A 22,534-nucleotide genomic window follows, 5' to 3' on the forward strand; every position below is an offset into this window, starting at 1 on the left:
AAAAAATGACGTGGGTCATGACACTTGTATTACATATCAGTAACATTGAATTCTTGATACATTCTTTATGGTAATATAATTTCTGTTGATAAATAAATCATTATTTATACATAAATATATTATTCGGAGGAAAATGAAATCATGAAAAAAATCGTTTTATCATTTATTACTACTATGATGTTATTGACTACTGCCGAGCTTACAGAAGTTATGCCACAATCACAAGTTAAAACAGCTGAGGCTGGTTCTTATGGATATTCTAATCCTTATTACTGGGGAAGTTGCGCATATTATGCATACCAACGTCGTGCACAATTAGGAAGACCGGTTGGTAAGTATTGGGGAAATGCGGCAAACTGGTCATATAAAGCACGTTATGCAGGATATAAAGTTAGAAGATCACCGATTAAAGGCGCGGTATTAGTATCTCAAGGTGGATATTATGGTCATGTTGCAGTAGTTGAAAGAACATATGGCAATGGATCAATTCTAGTTTCAGAAATGAATTATCCTCGTCAAGGTGTTAAGACTTATCGTGTGATTTCTAAATATCAAAAAGGAAACTATCAATATATTTATTAAAAACAAAAAAGAAGGTGAACATAAAATGAACATCACCCTGTCAAGTAGACACTTAAAAAAATAAAACTTAGTTACTCGGCTGCGCTTGTATTAGCGCAGCCATTTTTAATGAAATACGATCGCCATTAAAAAATTTAATATACTTTCTAATCTCTTTTTTAGCTTGATCAAAATCCTCAAAAATATATTTTTTACTTTTAAAAATCTCCGATTTTAATAAACCCCAAAACCCTTCCATTGGGCCATTGTCTATGCATCTGCTAACTCTAGACATACTTTGTATCATTTTAGCTTCTTTCAGTTTTTTATTAAAATTTCTACTTGTGTACTGAAACCCTCTATCACTGTGAAAAATAATATCTTCAGTCTCATTTTCTTTTTTAGCTTTATTAAATGTATTAAAAACTAATGGATTATCATTTCTTCGTGAAACTTCATAACTCACAATCTTTTTAGAACCTAAATCATAGATTGCACTAAGGTATACTTTTTTGCCGTTTCTTAATTTGAACTCTGTCACATCTGTTAACCATACTTTATTTGGCTCGTTTTGTTGAAAATCTCTATTTAACACATTTAAAGCAGTTGTTTCTGGAGTACTACGGATGTATTTTTTCTTTTTCTGGCGGATCAAAGCTTTAATATTATATTTTTGAGTGATTCGTTGTACTTTTTTATGGTTAACCTGATATTCAGTAAATAGTCTTAAATAGATATAAATTCTTCTGTAACCGTAAGTACCACCAGACAAGTTGTATATTCGAAGAATTTCATTCTTTAAATTTTCATTTTCAATTTCAGTGCTTGGAATTATTCTATTTAACCATTTGTAATAACTTGATCTTGAAATACCTAGAGCATCACATATCCATTTAATAGGATATCTTTCTTTTAGTTCAGTTACAGTTTTATATGATGCTAATTGTTTAACTTTTGATTCATCAACTGCCTTTCGATTTGTTTTCTCTTTTTTAAAGCTTCATTCTCTAGTTCTAGAAATTGATTTCTTGATTCTAATGCTTTTAATTTCAATTTCAATTGTTCCTCAGTACTCAATGTTTCTGTAGGTTTTCCTTTTCCACGTCCATCTATAAGTCCTGTTTCACCATGTTCATTATATTTTTTCACCCAGCTATAAACCTGAGAATATTTCACTTTGAAATTCTCAGCAGTACTTTTGTAATCAAATTCGTTACTTATACAATAATTTACGATTTCAATACGCTCTTCTAAAGTAGTTTTTCTAGCTTTCATATTATATACCTCCGGTTTTGGAGAATAAGTTTTATTCTCTTTTCCTTCAGTATACTTTATTACCCACTTACGTATAGTTTCATGAGATGGAATGTTATATTCTGCTGCTAATGTTTGAAATGATTTGCCCGTTTGAATATACTCATGAATAACACTTTTTTTAAATTCCGAGGTATATGAATGATTATTTTTTCTTGATTTAAGAGAGTGAATACCATGTTCTAAGTATCTTCTATATTCAGCTGCGAGTGTAACTTTATTAATATCCAAACCAAACTTATTTATGATACTGCTAAATGAATTTCCGTCTTCATACAAATCGAAGATTTGTTGATATTTATCAAGTGTAATTTTCTTTTTTCTCAAATTAAAAACTCCCTATAAAGTTTTCACTTTTTAAGTGTCTACTTTATAGGGAGCATATCAAAATAGTTCATCTTCTTTTTTGTTTTTAAGTTGACATAGGTTTAAACTTATTCCTAATTACGATATGATAGACATAATAAATATTGAGGTGGAAAGATGAAACATTTAATAACGGCAATACTTCTTTTTATATTTTTAAGTTTAGTGGGATATAGTATCTATCAAGCAACTCAGTTTAATACAGCTTCAGATGATGCAAAGCACGTTACAACCCATGATCATCCTATAAACAATCAAAATATTAGTAATGTTACGGTAAGTGATCTAAAGTCAAATAAATTAATATTGAGAGATGAATTAAAACATGATATTAACATCATTAATTTCTGGGCATCATGGTGTGGTCCATGTAATGATGAGATGCCCGAGCTTGTTGCTTTTGATAGCGAAAAGCCTAATCATGTAGGATTAATCGGTATGAATGTTTCGGACAAAAAGAAAAAGCGAGATGCGTTTATAATGCATTATAAAGCGAAATATCCAATGTTAGTTTTAGATGAAACACAGATGAAACAATATAAGATTAACAATATACCTACAACAATTTTTGTAGATAGAAAAGGTAAAGTATTAAAAACGTATATCGGTGAACTCAATAGAAATAAGTTAGAAAAAATAATAGCAAATTTAAAATAATGAGGAGTGATTGTAGTGGGTGTACATCAATATTTTAAAAGTTTATCTGACTTAGAAAAGCTTATACGCTGTCCAGGTAAGTTCAAATATCAAGAGCATAATGTAGCAAGCCACTCTTTTAAAGTTACAAAAATTGCTCAGTATCTTGCTACAGTTGAAGAATATCATGGCACTGAGATCAACTGGAAAAACGTCTATGAAAAAGCGCTCAACCATGATTATCCTGAAATTTTTACAGGAGATATTAAAACACCTGTTAAGTATGCTTCTAAAGAGCTTAAGCAATTATTCAGTGATGTGGAAGAACAAATGATTGCACGTTTTATAGACTCTGAATTTCCGGAAAGCTATCGTGCGATTTATCATGAACGATTAAAAGAAGGAAAAGATGAAACGATAGAAGGTCAAATCCTTTCAGTGGCTGATAAAATTGATTTACTATACGAGTCTTTTGGAGAGATACAGAAAAGAAATCCAGAACCTCTATTCTTTGAAATATATGAAAAGAGCTTACGCACAATTATACAATTTGACCACTTACATTGCGTACAGGATTTCCTTGAAAATATACTACCGGAAATGTTACAGGAGAAATTTATTCCACGTTCAGAATTAAAAGAATTAACGGTTTCAATTTTAGAAGTAAAAGAGTCGGATCTATGACGATATGGTATTGGTTGGCGTCATTATTACCAGCACTGATGGTCATTATATTTAGTATGATTGTCAGAAATAAATATACGGGTTTGATATTATCTTGTATTGTGATTGGCGTATCAGTATATAAAGGTTTTTTTCATGCACAGATGATTGTATTTTTAGATACGATGAGTCTGATTATTGGTTATTTAATTGTTGACTTTTATAAATTAGATAAAGGAAATGACTAACAGTTCAAACATTTTATGTTCTGAGCTGTTTTCTTTTTTATGATAAAGTTAGTGTAATATATCGTGCGAACAAATGTTTGTATTTTTTATTTTTTTTTTGGTAAAATATTATCGATAAGGAGGGCGCATATGGAACATCATCCGTTTGTTATTAAATCAGATTATAAGCCTGCTGGCGACCAGCCAGAAGCGATTAAAAAAATAGTAGAAGGTATTAAAGAAGGTAAACGTCATCAGACTCTACTTGGTGCGACAGGTACAGGTAAGACGTTTACAATGAGTAATGTTATTAAAGAGGTTGGTAAACCAACGTTAATTATGGCTCACAATAAGACTTTAGCAGGTCAATTATATAGTGAGTTTAAAGAATTTTTCCCTGATAATCGTGTTGAATATTTCGTGAGTTATTATGATTATTACCAACCTGAAGCGTATGTTCCGTCTACAGATACTTTTATCGAGAAAGATGCATCGATTAACGACGAGATTGATAAATTACGACATTCGGCAACGAGTGCTTTATTTGAACGTGATGATGTGATTATCATCGCTTCAGTAAGTTGCATCTATGGTTTAGGAAATCCCGAAGAATATAAAGATATGGTTGTAAGTATGCGTGTAGGGATGGAGGTTGAACGCAATCAATTATTACGTAAATTAATTGATATTCAGTATGCACGAAATGACATCGATTTTAAACGTGGTACATTCCGTGTGCGTGGAGATGTCGTCGAAATCTTTCCGGCTTCTCGTGACGAGCAATGTGTACGTGTTGAATTCTTTGGAGATGAGATTGAACGAATTCGCGAAATTAACTACTTAACAGGAGAAGTACTTAAGGAACGTGAGCATTTCACATTATTCCCAGCCAGTCACTTCGTTACACGTGAAGAAAAGATGCAGATTGCAATCGAACGTATCGAGAAAGAACTGGAAGAACAGCTGAAGAAATTTAGAGAAGAAGGTAAATTGCTTGAAGCACAACGTCTTGAACAACGTACCAACTATGATTTAGAGATGATGCGTGAGATGGGATTCTGTTCAGGCATTGAGAACTATTCTGTGCATTTGACGTTACGTCCTTTAGGTGCGACGCCTTATACGCTTCTAGACTATTTTGGAGATGATTGGTTGATTATGATGGATGAGAGTCACGTTACATTGCCACAGGTTAGGGGTATGTATAACGGTGACCAGGCACGTAAAAATGTATTGGTAGATCACGGATTCAGATTGCCAAGTGCGCTTGATAACCGACCGCTTAAATTTGAAGAATTTGAAGCGAAAGGACAACAGTTTGTCTATGTTTCTGCAACACCTGGACCTTATGAAATTGAACATACTGATGAAATGGTAGAACAGATTATTCGACCAACCGGATTGCTTGATCCAATTGTTGAAGTACGCAAATCTGAACATCAAATTGATGACTTAATGGAAGAAATTAGACAACGTATTGAAAAGAACGAACGCGTATTAATTACGACATTAACGAAGAAGATGAGTGAAGACTTAACGACCTACTTAAAAGAAGCAGGTATTAAGGTCAACTATCTTCATTCTGAGATTAAAACTTTGGAACGTATAGAAATCATTCGTGATCTAAGATTAGGTGTATTCGATGTACTTGTCGGAATTAACCTATTAAGAGAAGGGTTAGATATTCCTGAAGTATCTCTCGTTGCTATCCTGGATGCGGATAAAGAAGGTTTCTTAAGAAGTCACCGTTCCTTAATTCAGATTATCGGTCGTGCTGCACGTAATGATCAAGGGAAAGTTATCATGTATGCAGATAAAATGACTGATTCAATGAAGATAGCGATCGATGAGACCAATCGTCGTCGTGAAATTCAGGAGCGTTATAATACAGAACACGGCATCACACCGATGACCATTAATAAAAAAGTACGCGATATTATAAGTGCAACACCAGATGTTGCAGAAGATCTACCGACTAAAGATAAGAAAAAGAAAAAATTAACGGTGAAAGAGCGTAATGCAATGATCGAAAAAGTCGAACATGAAATGAAAGAAGCAGCAAAAGCACTTGATTTTGAGCGTGCAACTGAGCTGAGAGATATTTTATTTGAGCTTAAAGCTGAAGGGTGACAATATGAAAAATAAATCAATTGTAGTTAAAGGTGCAAGAGCACATAATTTAAAGAATATAGATATAGAAATACCTCGAGATAAACTCGTTGTGATGACAGGACTTTCAGGTTCTGGTAAATCAAGTTTAGCTTTCGACACTATTTATGCTGAAGGTCAAAGAAGATATGTAGAATCACTAAGTGCTTATGCCAGAATGTTCTTAGGTCAAATGGATAAACCTGATGTCGATGTGATAGAAGGATTATCACCTGCGATATCAATTGATCAGAAAACGACAAGTAAGAATCCACGAAGTACTGTAGCGACAGTTACTGAAATTTATGATTATCTGAGATTATTATATGCGCGTATCGGAATACCATATTGTCCGATTCATGGCATAGCAATCGAATCACAAACAATTCAACAGATGGTAGATAAAGTTATGGCCATGGAAGAACGTACAAAGATCCAGATTTTCGCTCCTGTTATTCGTGGGCGTAAAGGGACGCATAAGAAATTGATTGAAGAGATTTCTAAAAAAGGTTATGCACGTATTCAGGTTGATGGTGAAGTATATGATATTACAGATGATATTGATTTAAATAAAAATCAAAATCACGATATTGATGTAGTAGTCGATCGTCTTGTGGTAAAGCCGGGTATTGAAGCAAGACTTGCAGACTCTTTAGAGAATGCTTTAAAACTTGCTGAAGGGAATGTCGTAGTAGATGTTATCGGCCGTGAACAGGTAAAGTTTTCTGAACATCATGCATGTCCGATTTGTGGATTTTCTATTGAGAAATTAGAACCAAGAATGTTCTCATTTAATTCGCCGTTTGGTGCATGTCCTGATTGTGATGGATTAGGCACTAAATTATCGGTTGATATTGACCTTGTTATTCCGGATAAGTCACTCACGCTTGAAAAAGGAGCGATTCTACCATGGGAACCGATTAGTTCCAACTACTATCCAACTTTATTGAAGCAAGCTTGCAAACATTTTAATATCAGTATGAAAAAACCTTTCGAAAAGTTAACAGAAGAAGAACAGTATATTATTTTATATGGTCATAATGACGAAATATCTTTTACATTTAAACAGGATAATGGTGTTACGCGTAAACGTGTAATGCAGTATGAAGGTGTATTAAATAATATCGAACGTCGTTATAAGGAAAGTCCTTCTGAATATACACGCGAGCAAATGCGTAAATATATGGTGGATGAAGCATGTCATACGTGCCATGGCTATCGACTCTCAAATGAAGCGATGAGTGTGAAAGTTAATGATCTTCATATCGGACAAGTTGTAAAATTTTCAATTGGTGAAGCATTGAAATATTATGATTCGATTGAATTAACTGAGAAAGAGCAGCAAATCTCTAAACTCATCTTAAAGGAAATCACTGAACGCTTGAGTTTCTTAAACAATGTTGGTCTTGAATATTTAACATTAAACCGTGCCGCTGGAACGCTTTCGGGTGGAGAAGCTCAGCGTATCAGATTAGCAACGCAAATTGGTTCTCGTTTAACAGGTGTAATGTACGTATTAGATGAACCATCGATCGGATTACATCAACGGGATAACGATAAGCTGATTGATACATTGAAGTCTATGCGAGATATGGGAAATACATTGATTGTTGTTGAACATGATGAAGATACGATGCTTGCTGCTGATCATTTAATTGATATCGGACCAGGCGCGGGTGTACATGGTGGTGAAATCGTCGCGCAAGGTACACCGAATCAAGTCATGAAAAATAAAAAATCATTAACAGGACAATATTTAAGTGGAAAAAAACAAATAGAAATGCCTGAAACGCGTCGTAAACCAGATGGTCGTTTCATAACAATTGAAAATGCGACGAGCAATAACTTAAAAGGTGTATCTGTCAATATTCCGTTAGGTATGATGACACTAGTCACTGGGGTATCAGGATCAGGTAAAAGTAGTTTAGTTAATGATGTGTTGTATAAAGCACTTGCTCAAAAATTATATAAAACAAAAGCAAAACCAGGTCCCCATGACGCAGTGACAGGTATCGAATATATTGATAAAATTATTGATATTGATCAATCACCTATAGGACGAACGCCACGATCAAATCCAGCCACATATACAGGACTATTTGATGATATACGCGACGTATTTAGTCAAACCAATGAAGCGAAGTTACGCGGTTATCAAAAAGGACGTTTTAGCTTTAATGTTAAGGGAGGCAGATGTGAGGCTTGTCGAGGTGATGGTATCATCAAGATAGAAATGCACTTCTTGCCAGATGTATATGTACCGTGTGAAGTGTGTGGCGGAAAACGCTATAATCGAGAAACATTAGAAGTTACCTATAAAGATAAAAATATTGCTGATATATTAGATATGACAGTAGAAGATGCATATCATTTCTTCGAGAATATTCCTAAAATTAAACGTAAACTAAAAACGATTGTAGATGTAGGTTTAGGTTATGTAAAGTTGGGACAACCTGCTACAACTTTATCAGGTGGAGAAGCACAACGTGTTAAACTAGCTAGTGAGTTACATCGTAGAAGTAACGGTAAGACTTTATATATTCTTGATGAGCCGACCACAGGACTTCATGTCGATGATATTGCGAGATTACTTAAAGTATTAGAGAAGCTTGTAGAAAATGGTGATACTGTCCTGATTATCGAACATAATTTAGATGTGATTAAAACAGCAGATCATATTATTGATTTAGGACCTGAAGGTGGCGACAATGGTGGTAAGATTATTGCCATCGGTACCCCAGAACAAATTATGGAATCGAGCGCATCTTATACCGGAAGATATTTAAAACGACATGTAGAACGTCAGTAAATAATAAAGAGACATTGACAAGAATTTGTCAGTGTCTCTTTGTCGTTTTAAATTGTATTATTGCGTAAAGTTATTTAATATGAAAGTATTGGATGATGGAGGTTTAACATGATAACAAGTATAGAATTGATTGAGAAGTTTGACTTAGAAATTATTGCAGGTAATGTAGCGATAGAAATTCCTATTATCAATACGAATATATCAAGACCAGGATTAGAGATGGCAGGATTCTTTTCACATTATTCTTCTGATAGAATACAGGTATTGGGAACAACTGAAATGTCGTTTTTCGAAACATTGAGTAAAGAAGACAGAAGAGAACGTATGCAAAAACTATGTAGAAAAGAAACACCTTGTATTATATTAACGAGAGATATTGAAGCACCTGAAGAACTAGTAGACGCTTGTAATCGTAAAGGAACACCTTTATTAAGTAGTAGCGATGTTACGACAAGTTTAATCAATAAAATTTCTTCTTTCCTGGAAAGAGAGCTCGCACCGGAAACAAGTCTTCATGGTGTATTAGTAGATGTGTATGGCGTCGGAGTACTCATCACTGGTAATTCTGGAGTAGGGAAAAGTGAAACGGCATTGGAGCTTGTTAAACGTGGACATAGATTGGTAGCTGATGACAATGTTGAAATCAAAGAAATTTCAAGAAATGTATTAATGGGAAAAGCACCGAAGCTTATTGAACATCTGCTTGAAATTCGTGGCTTAGGTATTATCAATGTCATGACACTTTTTGGAGCTGGTAGTGTTTTACCTGAAAAAAGGCTGATGTTAAATGTCAATCTTGAATTCTGGGCGAAAGATAAAACGTATGATCGTGTAGGTTTAGTAGAAGAAACTTTAACGATACTTGACTCTAAGATTACAAAGAAAACTGTACCGGTAAGACCAGGACGTAACTTAGCTGTTATTATTGAAGTTGCAGCGATGAATTATCGATTAAATAAGATGGGTACAAATACTGCAAAAGATTTTAATGACAGATTAAATGCACAAATTAAAAATCAATCATTAAAGGAGATATAAAATGCTACTAACACTTAATCCTATAGCACTAGAGCTGGGTCCGATTCAAATTCGCTGGTATGGTGTCATTATAGCGGTAGGTATATTACTTGGATATCTTCTTGCACAACGAGAAACAGAAAAGAAAAACTTTACTGAAAATACGCTGATAGATATTGTGATTAGCTCAGTGATCTCCGGCATTATTTGTGCGAGAATCTATTATGTTGCTTTTGAATGGTCATACTATAAAGAACATCTGTCTGAGATTCCGATGATTATGAATGGAGGTATTGCTATTCATGGTGGTTTGATTGGAGCACTTGGAATGGCTTACTTATTAACACGCAAGAAGCATGTATCATTTTTCCAGCTTGGTGATATTGCAGCACCAAGTATTATTCTTGGCCAGGCAATCGGTCGCTGGGGGAATTTTATGAATCAGGAGGCTCATGGTGGTGAAGTATCAAGAAGTTTCTTAGAGCAACTTCATATACCGGAATTCATCATTAATAATATGAAAATAGACGGCGTTTATTATCATCCTACTTTTCTTTATGAATCGATATGGAATTTTACAGGTTTTGTTATTTTATTATTAATCCGTAAACATTTGAAGATTGGTCAGACGTTACTTAGCTATACCATCTGGTATTCAATCGGACGCTTTTTCATCGAAGGAATGCGTACGGACAGCTTAATGTTAACTGAACATTTAAGAATTGCTCAGATGATTTCAATAGCAATTATTATTGTGGCAATAGCGATATGGATTTATCGTAATATTAAATACCAATTACCTAAATATAAAGAAGTTAATTTTCCGATGAGGAGTTCAAGTGATGCGCAAAACATCAAGCATTAGATCAAACGGTGTGAATCCTTTATGGCGAATGTATCGCACAGTTTCATTTATTAAAGTAGCTAAAAATTTTATTGTGATTGAATGTGGTAGAATATGCCCTTCAGTAAAATTAAAACGTCATTTATATCGCATGTTTCTCGGTATGAAAATCGGAAATAAAACTTCAATCGCATATAAAGCGATGCCTGACCTGATGTTTCCTGAGAGAATTACTATCGGTGAAAATTCAGTAATAGGTTACAATGCTACTTTGCTAACACATGAATATTTAATAGACGAATATCGCATAGGAAATATTGAAATCGGATCAAATGTATTAATTGGTGCTAATGCACTTATATTACCTGGCGTAACAATTGGTGATAATGCAATCATCGGAGCGATGACACTCGTTTCTAAAGATGTACCAGCAAATTCATTTGCATATGGAAATCCAATGATTATTAAAAATAAGGTATAATGGAAGTATCGACTTAAAAAGGGGTGTGATGGATGGATAACATTATAAAATTTCCTAGTAATGATGATGAATTTTATAAGATCGGCTTAAAAAAACAAAGCCAGCAATCATATGATGAAGCCATCTCATTTTATATAAAATCCCTTCAAAAAGAAAACAAATGGAAAGTAAATAAAAGCTTATCAGAATGTTTACAGATGATTGGTAAGTTTGATGATGCAGAACAAACGTTAATTAAGTATTTAAGTACGGATTTTGATTGTATTGATGTGTTTTATGAACTCAGTCAACTTTTTGTGAAACGTCGTGACCCTAATAAAGCATTTTTATTTGGCATGTATTACTGCCTGAATTCAGATGATATTTCTTATCTTGATGAACTACAAGCGTTGTTTGAAGTATATTACGAAGACCAGTCAAAGGTTGAAAGTGAAAGTGAAAGTTTTGTTGTACATTATATCTTTCAGAATTTCTTTCAAAACTTTCATTATGAATTAGCGCTGGACTGGATTAATTATCAGCCGGTTGATATACAGGAACGTTCAGAAATACGTAATTTAAAGGCGATGACTTTACTTTTTATCGGACAATATAATGAAAGTGGTGCGATATTAGAACAGCTATTATATGAAGATGCTACGGATATACATGCGCTTTGCCATTATACTTTACTGCTATATAATACGAACCAAACAGAACAATATGAATTATATTTAAAACGTCTTAAAAAAATTGTACCGATTAATGATGAAGAGAAATTTAAGCTAGGTATCGTGCTAAGCTTCCTGAAAAAATTCGAATCATCGCAAAAGTTACTTTTACCTTTGTACAAAAAAGGTAAATTTGTGAATAGTCAAATGTTACATGCACTTAGTTTTAATAGTTTTGCTTTAGGGCATCATAGTCAGTCAGATCAATTATGGACAATTCTTACTGAAATAGTGCAGAACCCTGGGCCTAGTCCGAGGCAAATATATGATGGCCAACAATATTTAAGTGATGAAATTTTACCCCTCCTTGAACATATCGATCGCAATCATCGTTTGATAGGCATCTTTTTAATCTCGCAGATGAATGATAAGACACTTATTATCAATCGTAAAGTATGGGATATTTTAGAAGAAATGCCAGACTTCGAAAAGCTCTATCTTTCATATATCTTTCATAATATTAATCTAATAAAACTGGATTTTATCCATAAAGGACTGAAAGTTTTATTTGATGAAGTTTATGATATTGCTTTATTTGATTATTGGATTGAAAAAGCTGAAGCAATTATTGATGCCAAGATGGATCTGAAAAATATCCAGGCTTACACTGCAGTATGTTACTTCTTATATATGAGAATGTCGAATGATAAATTAACTAAGCGAGAAGTTATCGAAAAATTTAATACGACGCGTTATCATTTTGTAAAAGTATATGATGCGTTTAAGCAAAATAATATTTAAAATTAATAAGTTGTTGTATATTGAACTTACGAATAGAAATAATGGAGGTAAGAAAATGACTGAAATAAAAGAATATGATGTAGTAATCGTTGGTGCTGGTCCTGCAGGAATGACTGCAGCAGTTTATGCATCGCGTGCTAATCTATCAACAATTATGATTGAACGTGGTATGCCAGGTGGACAAATGGCAAACACAGCAGATGTAGAAAACTTTCCGGGATTTGATTTAATCACTGGACCAGATTTATCTACAAAAATGTTTAACCATGCGCAGAAATTTGGTGCTGAATATGCATATGGAGATATTAAATCTGTAACATTAGACGGAGATATGAAAATTATCGATCTAGGTGAAAAACAATTAAAAGCAAAAGCATTAATCATAGCAACTGGTGCTGAATATAAAAAGATTGGTGTACCTGGTGAACAGGAATTAGGTGGCCGAGGCGTTTCATATTGTGCTGTATGTGACGGGGCGTTCTTTAAACAGAAACACTTAATCGTTATCGGTGGTGGAGATTCTGCAGTTGAAGAAGGTGTATACTTAACTAAGTTTGCAGACAAAGTTACAATCGTCCATCGTAGAGATAAATTAAGAGCACAAAAAATCTTACAAGACCGTGCCTTTAAAAATGAAAAGGTTGATTTCATCTGGAATTCAACATTAAAATCAATTAACGGAGATACTAAAGTGAGTTCTGTAACGTTAGTTGATAATGATGGTGTTGAATCAACTGTACCAACTGACGGTGTGTTCGTATATATTGGTATGCAGCCATTAACGAAACCATTCTTAGATTTAGGTATTACTGATGAAGTAGGTTACATTATTACAAATGATGAAATGGAAACAAGTATTCCTGGCATTTATGCTGCAGGAGATGTACGTGTTAAAAAATTAAGACAAATAGTTACTGCAACAGGTGATGGTAGTATTGCTGCACAAAATGCACAACACTATATTGAATCTTTAAACGACTAATTATAAGCATATAATAGATACGCATTCGCGTGTCTATTTTTATGAATTCATGTATTATAGAAGTAATAGCTTCTTGAGGGGGATTTCAGTGAAGAATGAAGAAAATTTTAAAAAATTAGTCGTTGTAACCGGAATGAGTGGCGCTGGAAAGTCTGTTGCAATTCAGTGTTTAGAAGATTTAGGTTATTTCTGTGTTGATAATCTACCGCCTATTCTATTACCTAAATTTGTTGAATTGATGCAGGATAATAATCAGTCACTTTCACGCGTTGCAATTGGTGTAGATTTACGTGGTAAAGATTTTTTCGACAATTTACGTGAAGAACTTCAAAATATAACAAATTTAACAGATATACTCGTCCAGGTATTATTTATTGAAGCAAATGATAATGTACTTGTTTCTCGTTATAAAGCGACACGTCGAACGCATCCAATTGCTTCTGGTGGAACACCTTTAGAAGCAATTAATGAAGAACGTAGATTATTAGCAGATTTAAGGGGCGTTGCAACGCATATTGTTGATTCATCAGATTTTAAGCCTAAAGAATTACGTTCAAAAGTGATTGAACTATTCGGCTCTGGAAAAGATAATATATTTTCTATCAATGTAATGAGTTTTGGTTTCAAACATGGTGTGCCAATTGATGCAGACATTGTATTTGATGTGCGATTTTTACCGAATCCTTATTATATTGAGGAACTACGCCCTTTAACTGGAATGGATTCACGTGTTTATGATTATGTGATGAAATGGAAAGAAACTGAAATATTCTATACGAAACTGATGGACTTATTGAAATTTGTGATTCCTGGATATATGCGTGAAGGAAAGTCACAAGTTGTAATTGCGATTGGATGTACAGGTGGTCAACACCGTTCTGTTGCTTTAGCAGAACGTATTAGCAATGAACTGATTGATTTCTTTGATTTTGAATTGAATACTCGCCACAGAGATGCATTAATAGAAGGAATCATTGATGAGAAGGCTTAAGATTTGTCTGATTGGCGGTGGTACAGGATTATCCGTAATGGCGAGAGGTTTAAAGCATTATCCTGTAGAAATAACGGCAATTGTAACAGTAGCAGATGATGGTGGAAGTACTGGTAAAATTCGTGATGTCATGGATATACCTGCACCTGGAGATGTGCGTAATGTACTTGCAGCGTTAAGCGATGTAGAACCGATGCTTGAGAAATTGTTTCAGTATCGTTTTAACGATGAAACTTTAGGAGGGCATCCAGTTGGGAATTTGATGCTTGCTGCAATGACAGATGTGACAAGTGATTTTGGACATGCAGTCAAAGAGCTGAGCAAAATATTAAATGTTAAAGGTACCGTAATACCCTCTACAAATACTAGCCCTATTCTTAATGCGATCATGGAGGATGGTGAAATTGTTGTAGGAGAGTCATTGATACCATTAAAAGATAAGAAAATTGACAGTGTATTCTTAACGCCTTCTAACATCAAACCGATGAAAGAAGCAGTAGATGCTTTACTTGAATCTGATTTGATTGTAATGGGACCAGGTAGTCTTTATACAAGTATCATCCCGAATTTAGTATTGGATGAACTTGCTGAAACTATTGTTAAAAGTGATGCAAAAAAACTTTATGTCTCAAATATCATGACACAACGCGGCGAAACAATTGATTATACAGTCGCTGATCACATTGAAGCGATTCATAAACATGTTGGACAGCCATTTATACAATTTGTTATTGCAAATGATACTATATTTAACAATAAAATTCATGATAACTATGCACGTAACAATTCGACTTTTGTTCATTGTGATCATGATAGAATTCGAAAAATGGGCATTGAACTGATTACGGATAATGAACTTGTTGATATAAATCTAGATGGAATCGTCCGTCATAATAATGAAATTCTTGCTGATATGATATATGAGCTAGCATTAAGTGAAATCAGCACAATAGAGTTTAACCAGAAAGAAGGCGAGTAAAGTGTCTTTTGCCTCAGAAATGAAAAATGAATTAACGCGGATTGAAACAGATACGTGCTGTGGTAAAGCAGAATTATCAGCGCTAATTCGTATGAATGGTAATTTAAGCATCCAGAATATGAAATGGGTAATTAACGTTCAGTCTGAAAATGCTGCGATTGCAAGACGGGTATATAGTTTAACGAAGAAAATCTTTGGTGTAGATATTGAGTTGCTCGTTCGTAAGAAGATGAAACTAAAAAAGAATAATGTTTATATCTGTAGAATAAAAATGAAAACGAAAGAAATTCTGGATGAACTTAAGATATTAACTGATGGTGAATTTAAACAAATTGTCGATAAGTCTTTAGTATCAGATGAATGCTGTAAACGCAGCTATCTACGTGGTGCTTTTTTGGCAGGGGGATCAGTTAATAATCCTGAGACTTCTTCTTACCATCTTGAAATATTTTCTTTATATGAAAGCCACTCACTAGGTTTAACAGCATTAATGAATGAATATGAATTAAATGCAAAAACTTTAGAACGTAAAAAAGGTTATATTTCATATTTAAAAGAAGCAGAGAAGATTTCTGAATTTCTCAGTATCATTGGCGGATATCAGGCGCTGTTAAAGTTTGAAGATGTAAGAATCGTACGAGATATGCGTAACTCTGTTAATCGACTTGTGAATTGTGAAACAGCAAATTTAAATAAAACAATTAGTGCTGCAATGAGACAAGTAGAGAATATAAAATTAATCGATCAGGAAATCGGAATCGATGAGTTACCGGAACGACTTAGAGAGATTGCACGATTAAGAGTAATGCACCAAGACATTTCATTGAAAGAATTAGGGGAAATGGTTTCTACAGGTGTTATATCTAAATCAGGTGTGAATCATCGTCTAAGAAAATTAGATGAAATAGCAGACAAACTACGTTCAGGCGAGTCAATTGAATTGAAGAAATAAAATAAACCGGATGAGCAAAGCTGCTCATCCGGTTTTATTTATTCTACTATTATTTCTTAGTAGTAAATTTCATATTAATAAATTGTAAAGATTCCTATTTGGAACTTTTAAAGTCTTCAAAAGACTTAAAAGGAGTATCTTCTATTACAAAACTGCCTTCTGTTTCATTATTAACTTGATGAATAGCAGTGAACATTAATAATTCACGTTTACTGTCATATTGTGTGGTACCAAAATTTTTCGCATAGTTCTCATATGCTGAATAATCTTTATCATTTTTATTAAGCGTATCTAAATATTTATAATCTTCTTCGTGCATTTCAAACTTTGGATAAAAATGTGCTGATTTATCGCTACTTATAATTTCAACATGCTTTGGATTAGCAGTAATAAAGCGACCATCCTGCAGCATATACATTTTTAGATTCTTATATGTTACTTCAGAAATAGCCGTAAATTCATGGTTTTCACCTGCAGGTATCGTTGGAATTCCGTGCCCTGTATCTTCAGAATAAATGATTGTTTCATTATCTTTAACTTTGATTACTTTACTAATGTTTTTTGATTCTACACCTTTTACCGGATATTTTTTAGTTTTTCCTGGATTTAATTTTTCAACGGAACCAAATACTTTTTTAGCCTGTTGCTCTGTATAAGGTTTAACGTTTTTATTTGCTGTATTGCTGGATTTATCTTTATTTGATTTTGTTTCAGTAGTACTTTCTATAGACGTTTCTTTTTTATCTTGTGAGGAATGATCTGCATTACATGCAGTTAATAAAAGTGTAGTAGATAAGAATAATGTAGATAGAGATTTCATTTTAAAACTCCTTCTGATTAAAGTATAAAAAAATATATCCAGACACAATTTGTGCCTGGATATTCTTTAAATAAGTTGATTATTTGAAGAATTTGAAGATGCGTTTCGCGTTATCTGTATTATCCATGCTACCACGCCATTGTTCACTACCTGGTCCATAACCGTAGATGTAAACGTCTTCACCAGTGTGTCCGCCAGTTGTCCAACCCGTGAAACTTCTTTTGTTTACTGGTTTTTCAATAGCGTCTTCAATTTTAACCGCATCTTTAGAAGCTACTGCATCTTTAATAGCTTGAATTTCTTCAGCTTCTAATTCGAAACCGATATTGTCTTTGATTATAGCATCAACGTTAGCGCCATCTTTCATCATTTGAGCACGTAAGTATTGAGGTGTATGTTTCATCTTTTTGATTGGATCTACGAAGAAGTTATATTCTCCACCTTGTCCCATTGATAAACCACCAGTAGAGTGGTCAGCTGTTGCGATAACTAATGTATTACAGTCAGTTTTAGCGTATTTAATTGCTTCCTGGAATGCAGCATCGAAATCTTGCATTTCACTCATTGCACCAGTGATATCATTTGCATGACCAGCCCAGTCAATTTGAGAACCTTCCACCATTAAGAAGAAACCTTTTTTATTTGAACCTAATTTTTTAAGTGCTGTATTTGTCATATCTTTTAATGATGGCATATTTTTATCACGGTCGATCATTTTTGGCATTCCACCAGGAGAGAATAAACCGATAACTTTCTTTTGCTTAGAGTTACTTGAAACTTTCTTTAACCATTTTTTGTTTGATACGAATTTGTATCCATCTTTTTGGAATTCTTTAATTAAGTTACGGTCTTCACGTTCGAAATAATATCTTCCGCCGCCTAAGATTACATCTACTTTGTGTTGCTTGTTAATCATTTCATCAAAGTAGTCATCAGCGATTGCAGCCATGTTTTTACGAGACTCATCATGCGCTCCAAATGCAGCAGGCGTAGCGTGCGTTACTTCACTTGTTGCAACTAAACCAGTTGATTTACCTTTTGCTTTAGCCTGTTCTAAAACTGTTTTAACTTCTTTCTTATTAACGTCAACAGCGATTGCACTATTGTAAGTTTTCACACCAGCACTCATTGCTGTTGCAGCAGAAGCTGAATCCGTAATATTTTGATGTTCATCATCTGCAATCGTAGTTTGAGCACCTAATAAATAGTCATCAAATGAAATTCTGTCTAACTTCTTTGTAGCAGCATTGTCACGCATATATCTATGAGCAGCAACGAAAGATGGACCCATTCCGTCTCCAATCATAAAGATAACGTTTTTTGGTGTTGAACTTGGCTTACATACCTTTGTAGCCGCCTTTGCAGTGTGTGATGCATCAGTTACTGGTAGAGAAGTTGCTAATAAACCAGCAGTTAAAGTTGTAGCTAATACTTTGTTGAGTTTCTTCATGATAATCCTCCAAAAAGTTAATAGTTTTTTAATGCAATCTAAATTTATCAAAACTTTGTAAATAAATGAGTGGGATTGTGTAAAAGTTTTGTAAATTACTATTAGGAATAGGTACTATTTACATTACTTCTGCTAACTCATTTATTATTTTAATATAATAAATGAGTTAGATAGGAAATGAAAAAGCACTTAGACATACTCACGTCTAAGTGCTTAAAATAAATAATTTATTCAGTTAATATTCTGTAACTATATTCTGATTATTTCTTCTCATCAATAGGATGCATAACTTCATCAATTAAACCATATTCTTTAGCTTCATCAGCAGATAAGAAATTATCACGATCAGTATCTTTTTCAATTTTTTCAACTGGTTGACCTGTGCGTTCTGAAAGAATGCGGTTAAGTTTTTCACGTGTTTTTAGAATATGACGTGCTGCAATTTCAATTTCAGTTGCTTGACCTTGTGCACCGCCTAAAGGTTGGTGAATCATTACTTCTGCATTAGGTAACGCAAAGCGTTTTCCTTTTGTACCTGCTGCTAATAAGAATGATCCCATTGATGCAGCCATACCAATACAAATCGTTTGAACATCTGGTTTAATATGTTGCATCGTATCGTAGATTGCCATACCAGCAGTAACACTGCCACCTGGTGAATTGATGTATAGGTAGATGTCTTTCTCAGCGTCCTGCGCTTGTAAGAATAATAACTGAGAAATGATTGAATTTGCTACATTATCATCGATAGCAGATCCTAACATAATGATTCTATCTTTAAGTAAGCGAGAATAGATATCATAAGCACGCTCACCTCTGTTAGTTGATTCGATAACTGTTGGAATTAAGTTCATAATTTATTGCCTCCTTGTTTACTGTTAAAAATAATATACACTATAACGTCAAATATAGTCAAAGATTTGAAACTGTATTATAAAATTTTTAATCTACTCGATATATATTATAATAGTAGATATTAGATATTGATAGTGAAGTGCTATCAGTTTTATTAATATATAAAGACAAGAAAATAACAAAAGATAAATAATTAATGAATGATAAATAATAAATATATAAAGGTAGGTAAATATGGAACATATTATTTTTTATACACAACCAAACTGTAGTTTATGTGATGACGCAAAGCTACAGATTTCTTTTGCACAAGAAGATATCAATATTAAAGTAACTGAGGTTAATATTCAGCAAGATGATGCACTTAATGAATTATATTGTTTAAGCGTCCCAGTTTTGATTGATAAAGACACGGGTGTAACTATACAGGAAGGTAATATCGATTTTGTAATAATTATTGATTTTTTTCAAAGTAAATATGAATAAATAAATTAATATGTAATGAAAACGTTTTTAAGTTTTCTAATTACTTGCAAAACTTTTTTAGTCTTGTTATTATTGCATTGTAACGTTAGTTAGTTTTTGACCCACGCGGGACAAATATAGTCCAACTAATTGTTATCGATTAAAGGAGGAGTCATATGAATCATTTATTAAAGGTTCAACAATTACTGATTCCCGATTTAATTGAAAAGATGTATCGACGTTATTTAATCTTAGATACTATTCATCTCCATCAGCCGATTGGTCGTAGAACTTTAAGTGATATTTTATTGATTACTGAAAGAGTACTACGTACTGAGATTGATTTATTGAAAGTACAAGGTTTAGTTAATATTTCATCTAAAGGCATGACAATTACTGATGAAGGGATAGACTTACTTGCAGATTTACAATCTTTAATGGAAGGTTATGCAGCGTTAGAAAGTTTATCTCAACAAATCAAACAATATTATGGTTTAGAAGAAGTGATTGTAGTGAATGGTAATGTAGATACTGATGAAGTTGTTAAGAGCAGACTAGGTGAAGCAGCTAGTAATGTTTTGCAAAGATTAGTGATTAGCGGCGATATCGTATCTGTAACAGGTGGTTCGACGATGCTTAGTGTAGCGAATCAGTTGAAACCGCTCAATAAACGCGTTATCTTCACACCTGCTAGAGGTGGATTAGGTGAAGACTTGTCTTTTCAAGCTAACGCAATTGTTCAGCAAATGGCTGAACACGGGAAATGTCAATTTGAAGTGTTGTATGTACCTGATCAAGTTAGTGAAGAAGCATATAATACACTTGTCAATGAACCATCTGTAAAACGCGTACTCGACCATATTAAAAATGCAAATATTTTAATTCATGGTATCGGTGATGCGATGAAAATGGCAAAGCGTAGACATTCATCAAATAATGATTTCGAAATTTTAAAGCAAAAGAAAGCTGTTGCAGAAGCATTCGGTTATTACTTTGATGCAACTGGTGAAGTCGTCCATAAAGTTAGAACGGTCGGTATTCAACTAGAAGATTTAAATGAATCTATGAACATTATCGCAGTTGCAGGTGGGAGTACAAAACAGTATGCGATTGAAGCATATTTAAATGTTGCACCCAAACATACGATTTTAATTATTGATTCAACTGTAGCGCATTGGCTGGTGCAACAAATTAAACAACAGACGTTACCAGTTACATAATTTAAGTTATATGCGTAATATTTTTGTTTTAATGGTATTTATGGTTATAATTAAGTTATGTTGTATAACGTAAAATAATTAGTGATAGTATACAAATTGTGTATTTGATTAATGTGTTAAAAGAATTGGATTCACTTAGGGTTATCCCCTAATAAAATATATATGATATATAAAGGAGGCCATTACTCATGGCAGTAAAAGTAGCAATTAACGGATTTGGTAGAATCGGACGTTTAGCATTTAGAAGATTACAAGAAGTAGAAGGTATTGATGTGGTTGCAGTTAACGATTTAACTGATGACAAAATGTTAGCACATCTTTTAAAATATGATACAACTCAAGGTCGTTTCAAAGAAGAGGTTGAAGTTATCGAAGGTGGTTTCCGCGTTAATGGTCGCGAAATCAAATCATTCGAAAATCCTAACCCAGCTGAATTACCATGGGGAGATCTTGGTATTGATGTAGTTTTAGAATGTACAGGTTTCTTCACTGATAAAGAAAAAGCACAAGCACATATCGAAGCTGGAGCTAAAAAAGTATTAATCTCTGCACCTGCTAAAGGTGATTTAAAAACTGTAGTATATAACGTTAACCATGATGTATTAGATGGTTCAGAAGAAATCGTTTCTGGTGCTTCTTGTACTACAAACTGTTTAGCGCCAATGGCTAAAGTATTAAATGATGAATTTGGTATCATCGAAGGATTAATGATGACTGTTCACGCATTCACTGGTGACCAAAACACTTTAGATGCTCCACATGCGAAAGGTGACTTCCGTCGTGCACGTGCAGCTGCAAACAACATCGTTCCTAACTCAACTGGTGCTGCTAAAGCAATCGGTTTAGTAATTCCAGAATTAAAAGGTAAGTTAGATGGTTCAGCACAACGTGTTCCAGTTCCAACTGGTTCAGTAACTGAGTTAACTACAATTTTAGAAAAAGAAGTTTCAGTTGAAGAAGTAAACGCTGCAATGAAAGCTGCAACTAACGAATCATTCGGTTACACTGAAGATGAAATCGTATCTTCTGATATTATTGGTATTACTTATGGTTCATTATTCGATGCAACACAAACACGTGTAATGACTGTTGGTGAACACCAAATGGTTAAAACAGTAGCTTGGTACGATAACGAAATGAGTTATACTGCTCAATTAGTACGTACTTTAGAATTCTTAGCTGAACAAGCACAAGCTAAATAATATTTTATTCACGCGTAAGCGGGGGAAGATTTCGCTTCTCCTGCTTATTTTATTATTAGGAGTTCATTGTTATAATTAACATCGTAAACACTAATATTTTA

At 33.7% G+C, this 22,534-nt stretch carries 21 protein-coding genes; 17 read left to right on the plus strand and 4 right to left on the minus strand.

What is annotated here, in order from left to right; translation table 11 throughout:
* Positions 1-141 precede the first annotated feature (141 nt).
* Positions 142-582 carry a CHAP domain-containing protein gene (locus HT586_RS03795; RefSeq protein ID WP_133353955.1) on the plus strand — a complete coding sequence of 147 codons (441 nt, stop codon included), beginning with the start codon at positions 142-144 and terminating at the stop codon, positions 580-582.
* A gap of 67 nt (positions 583-649) precedes the next feature.
* On the opposite strand, the gene HT586_RS03800 is transcribed toward HT586_RS03795, so the two are convergent.
* Positions 650-2,202, minus strand: a protein-coding gene (locus HT586_RS03800) for an IS3 family transposase (RefSeq protein WP_238999212.1) whose coding sequence is annotated in 2 segments (ribosomal slippage) — positions 650-1,525 and positions 1,528-2,202 — 1,551 coding nt in all. Because the reading frame shifts where the segments join, the coding sequence is not laid out codon by codon here.
* Between the two features lie 156 nt (positions 2,203-2,358).
* Here HT586_RS03800 and HT586_RS03805 point away from each other — a divergent pair.
* From HT586_RS03805 to whiA, 13 genes are all read left to right on the plus strand, one after another.
* Positions 2,359-2,898, plus strand: coding sequence for a TlpA family protein disulfide reductase (locus HT586_RS03805; RefSeq protein ID WP_133353956.1), 540 nt, complete (start codon positions 2,359-2,361; stop codon positions 2,896-2,898).
* Positions 2,899-2,913: 15 nt separating this feature from the next.
* A complete protein-coding gene (locus HT586_RS03810) occupies positions 2,914-3,561 on the plus strand; it encodes a YfbR-like 5'-deoxynucleotidase (RefSeq protein WP_096077093.1) in 648 nt (215 codons plus the stop codon).
* Entirely contained in the window at positions 3,558-3,788 is a 231-nt protein-coding gene (locus HT586_RS03815) for a CsbA family protein (RefSeq protein ID WP_203546347.1), read from the plus strand. Before HT586_RS03810 ends, HT586_RS03815 begins: the two co-directional genes overlap by 4 nt.
* Positions 3,789-3,917: 129 nt before the next feature.
* On the plus strand, positions 3,918-5,897 hold the full coding sequence (gene uvrB, locus HT586_RS03820; protein ID WP_096077091.1) for an excinuclease ABC subunit UvrB: 1,980 nt from the start codon (positions 3,918-3,920) through the stop codon (positions 5,895-5,897).
* Positions 5,898-5,901: 4 nt separating this feature from the next.
* Positions 5,902-8,724 (plus strand): excinuclease ABC subunit UvrA, encoded by a 2,823-nt coding sequence (uvrA, locus tag HT586_RS03825; protein WP_203546348.1) that lies wholly within the window; start codon positions 5,902-5,904, stop codon positions 8,722-8,724.
* A gap of 108 nt (positions 8,725-8,832) precedes the next feature.
* Positions 8,833-9,762 (plus strand): HPr(Ser) kinase/phosphatase, encoded by a 930-nt coding sequence (hprK, locus tag HT586_RS03830; RefSeq protein ID WP_096077089.1) that lies wholly within the window; start codon positions 8,833-8,835, stop codon positions 9,760-9,762.
* Between the two features lies 1 nt (position 9,763).
* Complete coding sequence (lgt, locus tag HT586_RS03835; RefSeq protein WP_133353958.1) at positions 9,764-10,606, plus strand: prolipoprotein diacylglyceryl transferase; 843 nt, start codon at positions 9,764-9,766, stop codon at positions 10,604-10,606.
* Positions 10,584-11,066, plus strand: coding sequence for an acyltransferase (locus HT586_RS03840; protein WP_096077088.1), 483 nt, complete (start codon positions 10,584-10,586; stop codon positions 11,064-11,066). Before lgt ends, HT586_RS03840 begins: the two co-directional genes overlap by 23 nt.
* 32 nt (positions 11,067-11,098) lie before the next feature.
* Positions 11,099-12,517, plus strand: coding sequence for a tetratricopeptide repeat protein (locus HT586_RS03845; RefSeq protein ID WP_096077087.1), 1,419 nt, complete (start codon positions 11,099-11,101; stop codon positions 12,515-12,517).
* Positions 12,518-12,572: 55 nt separating this feature from the next.
* Positions 12,573-13,499, plus strand: a complete 927-nt coding sequence (trxB, locus tag HT586_RS03850; RefSeq protein WP_111745545.1) for a thioredoxin-disulfide reductase — start codon at positions 12,573-12,575, stop codon at positions 13,497-13,499.
* Between the two features lie 49 nt (positions 13,500-13,548).
* A complete protein-coding gene (rapZ, locus tag HT586_RS03855; RefSeq protein ID WP_096077085.1) occupies positions 13,549-14,490 on the plus strand; it encodes an RNase adapter RapZ in 942 nt (313 codons plus the stop codon).
* On the plus strand, positions 14,477-15,469 hold the full coding sequence (locus tag HT586_RS03860) for a gluconeogenesis factor YvcK family protein (RefSeq protein ID WP_096077084.1): 993 nt from the start codon (positions 14,477-14,479) through the stop codon (positions 15,467-15,469). Before rapZ ends, HT586_RS03860 begins: the two co-directional genes overlap by 14 nt.
* Before the next feature lies 1 nt (position 15,470).
* Positions 15,471-16,421, plus strand: coding sequence for a DNA-binding protein WhiA (whiA, locus tag HT586_RS03865; protein WP_133353961.1), 951 nt, complete (start codon positions 15,471-15,473; stop codon positions 16,419-16,421).
* Positions 16,422-16,515: 94 nt separating this feature from the next.
* Here whiA and HT586_RS03870 read toward each other — a convergent pair whose 3' ends face one another.
* The 3 genes from HT586_RS03870 to clpP form a co-directional block, all read right to left on the minus strand.
* Positions 16,516-17,241 (minus strand): hypothetical protein, encoded by a 726-nt coding sequence (locus HT586_RS03870; RefSeq protein ID WP_133353962.1) that lies wholly within the window; start codon positions 17,239-17,241, stop codon positions 16,516-16,518.
* Positions 17,242-17,320: 79 nt separating this feature from the next.
* The gene (locus HT586_RS03875; protein WP_133353963.1) at positions 17,321-18,691 is read right to left on the minus strand and encodes an alkaline phosphatase; all 1,371 of its coding nucleotides are present in this window, start codon (positions 18,689-18,691) and stop codon (positions 17,321-17,323) included.
* A 260-nt stretch (positions 18,692-18,951) separates the two neighbouring features.
* Complete coding sequence (gene clpP, locus HT586_RS03880) at positions 18,952-19,545, minus strand: ATP-dependent Clp endopeptidase proteolytic subunit ClpP (protein WP_096077079.1); 594 nt, start codon at positions 19,543-19,545, stop codon at positions 18,952-18,954.
* 235 nt (positions 19,546-19,780) lie between these two features.
* Here clpP and HT586_RS03885 point away from each other — a divergent pair, with 235 nt between their 5' ends.
* The 3 genes from HT586_RS03885 to gap all read left to right on the plus strand — a co-directional run bounded on the left by HT586_RS03885 (position 19,781) and on the right by gap (position 22,433).
* A complete protein-coding gene (locus tag HT586_RS03885; protein ID WP_133353964.1) occupies positions 19,781-20,032 on the plus strand; it encodes a glutaredoxin family protein in 252 nt (83 codons plus the stop codon).
* A 155-nt stretch (positions 20,033-20,187) separates the two neighbouring features.
* On the plus strand, positions 20,188-21,231 hold the full coding sequence (locus HT586_RS03890; protein ID WP_096077077.1) for a sugar-binding transcriptional regulator: 1,044 nt from the start codon (positions 20,188-20,190) through the stop codon (positions 21,229-21,231).
* A gap of 188 nt (positions 21,232-21,419) precedes the next feature.
* Positions 21,420-22,433: a type I glyceraldehyde-3-phosphate dehydrogenase gene (gap, locus tag HT586_RS03895; protein ID WP_096077076.1), complete on the plus strand. Its 1,014-nt coding sequence runs from the start codon at positions 21,420-21,422 to the stop codon at positions 22,431-22,433.
* The last annotated feature ends 101 nt before the right edge of the window (positions 22,434-22,534 follow it).

The organism is Macrococcoides bohemicum (assembly GCF_016865215.1).
In the GTDB taxonomy this organism is placed as follows: domain Bacteria; phylum Bacillota; class Bacilli; order Staphylococcales; family Staphylococcaceae; genus Macrococcoides; species Macrococcoides bohemicum.

Coding starts and splice junctions, on each gene's coding strand:
- HT586_RS03795 (WP_133353955.1), top strand. CDS start 142: ATGAAAAAAATCGTTTTATCATTTATTACTACTATGATGTTATTGACT.
- HT586_RS03805 (WP_133353956.1), top strand. CDS start 2,359: ATGAAACATTTAATAACGGCAATACTTCTTTTTATATTTTTAAGTTTA.
- HT586_RS03815 (WP_203546347.1), top strand. CDS start 3,558: ATGACGATATGGTATTGGTTGGCGTCATTATTACCAGCACTGATGGTC.
- uvrB (WP_096077091.1), top strand. CDS start 3,918: ATGGAACATCATCCGTTTGTTATTAAATCAGATTATAAGCCTGCTGGC.
- uvrA (WP_203546348.1), top strand. CDS start 5,902: ATGAAAAATAAATCAATTGTAGTTAAAGGTGCAAGAGCACATAATTTA.
- hprK (WP_096077089.1), top strand. CDS start 8,833: ATGATAACAAGTATAGAATTGATTGAGAAGTTTGACTTAGAAATTATT.
- lgt (WP_133353958.1), top strand. CDS start 9,764: ATGCTACTAACACTTAATCCTATAGCACTAGAGCTGGGTCCGATTCAA.
- HT586_RS03840 (WP_096077088.1), top strand. CDS start 10,584: ATGCGCAAAACATCAAGCATTAGATCAAACGGTGTGAATCCTTTATGG.
- HT586_RS03845 (WP_096077087.1), top strand. CDS start 11,099: ATGGATAACATTATAAAATTTCCTAGTAATGATGATGAATTTTATAAG.
- trxB (WP_111745545.1), top strand. CDS start 12,573: ATGACTGAAATAAAAGAATATGATGTAGTAATCGTTGGTGCTGGTCCT.
- rapZ (WP_096077085.1), top strand. CDS start 13,549: ATGTATTATAGAAGTAATAGCTTCTTGAGGGGGATTTCAGTGAAGAAT.
- HT586_RS03860 (WP_096077084.1), top strand. CDS start 14,477: ATGAGAAGGCTTAAGATTTGTCTGATTGGCGGTGGTACAGGATTATCC.
- HT586_RS03870 (WP_133353962.1), bottom strand. CDS start 17,241: ATGAAATCTCTATCTACATTATTCTTATCTACTACACTTTTATTAACT.
- HT586_RS03875 (WP_133353963.1), bottom strand. CDS start 18,691: ATGAAGAAACTCAACAAAGTATTAGCTACAACTTTAACTGCTGGTTTA.
- clpP (WP_096077079.1), bottom strand. CDS start 19,545: ATGAACTTAATTCCAACAGTTATCGAATCAACTAACAGAGGTGAGCGT.
- HT586_RS03885 (WP_133353964.1), top strand. CDS start 19,781: ATGGAACATATTATTTTTTATACACAACCAAACTGTAGTTTATGTGAT.
- HT586_RS03890 (WP_096077077.1), top strand. CDS start 20,188: ATGAATCATTTATTAAAGGTTCAACAATTACTGATTCCCGATTTAATT.
- gap (WP_096077076.1), top strand. CDS start 21,420: ATGGCAGTAAAAGTAGCAATTAACGGATTTGGTAGAATCGGACGTTTA.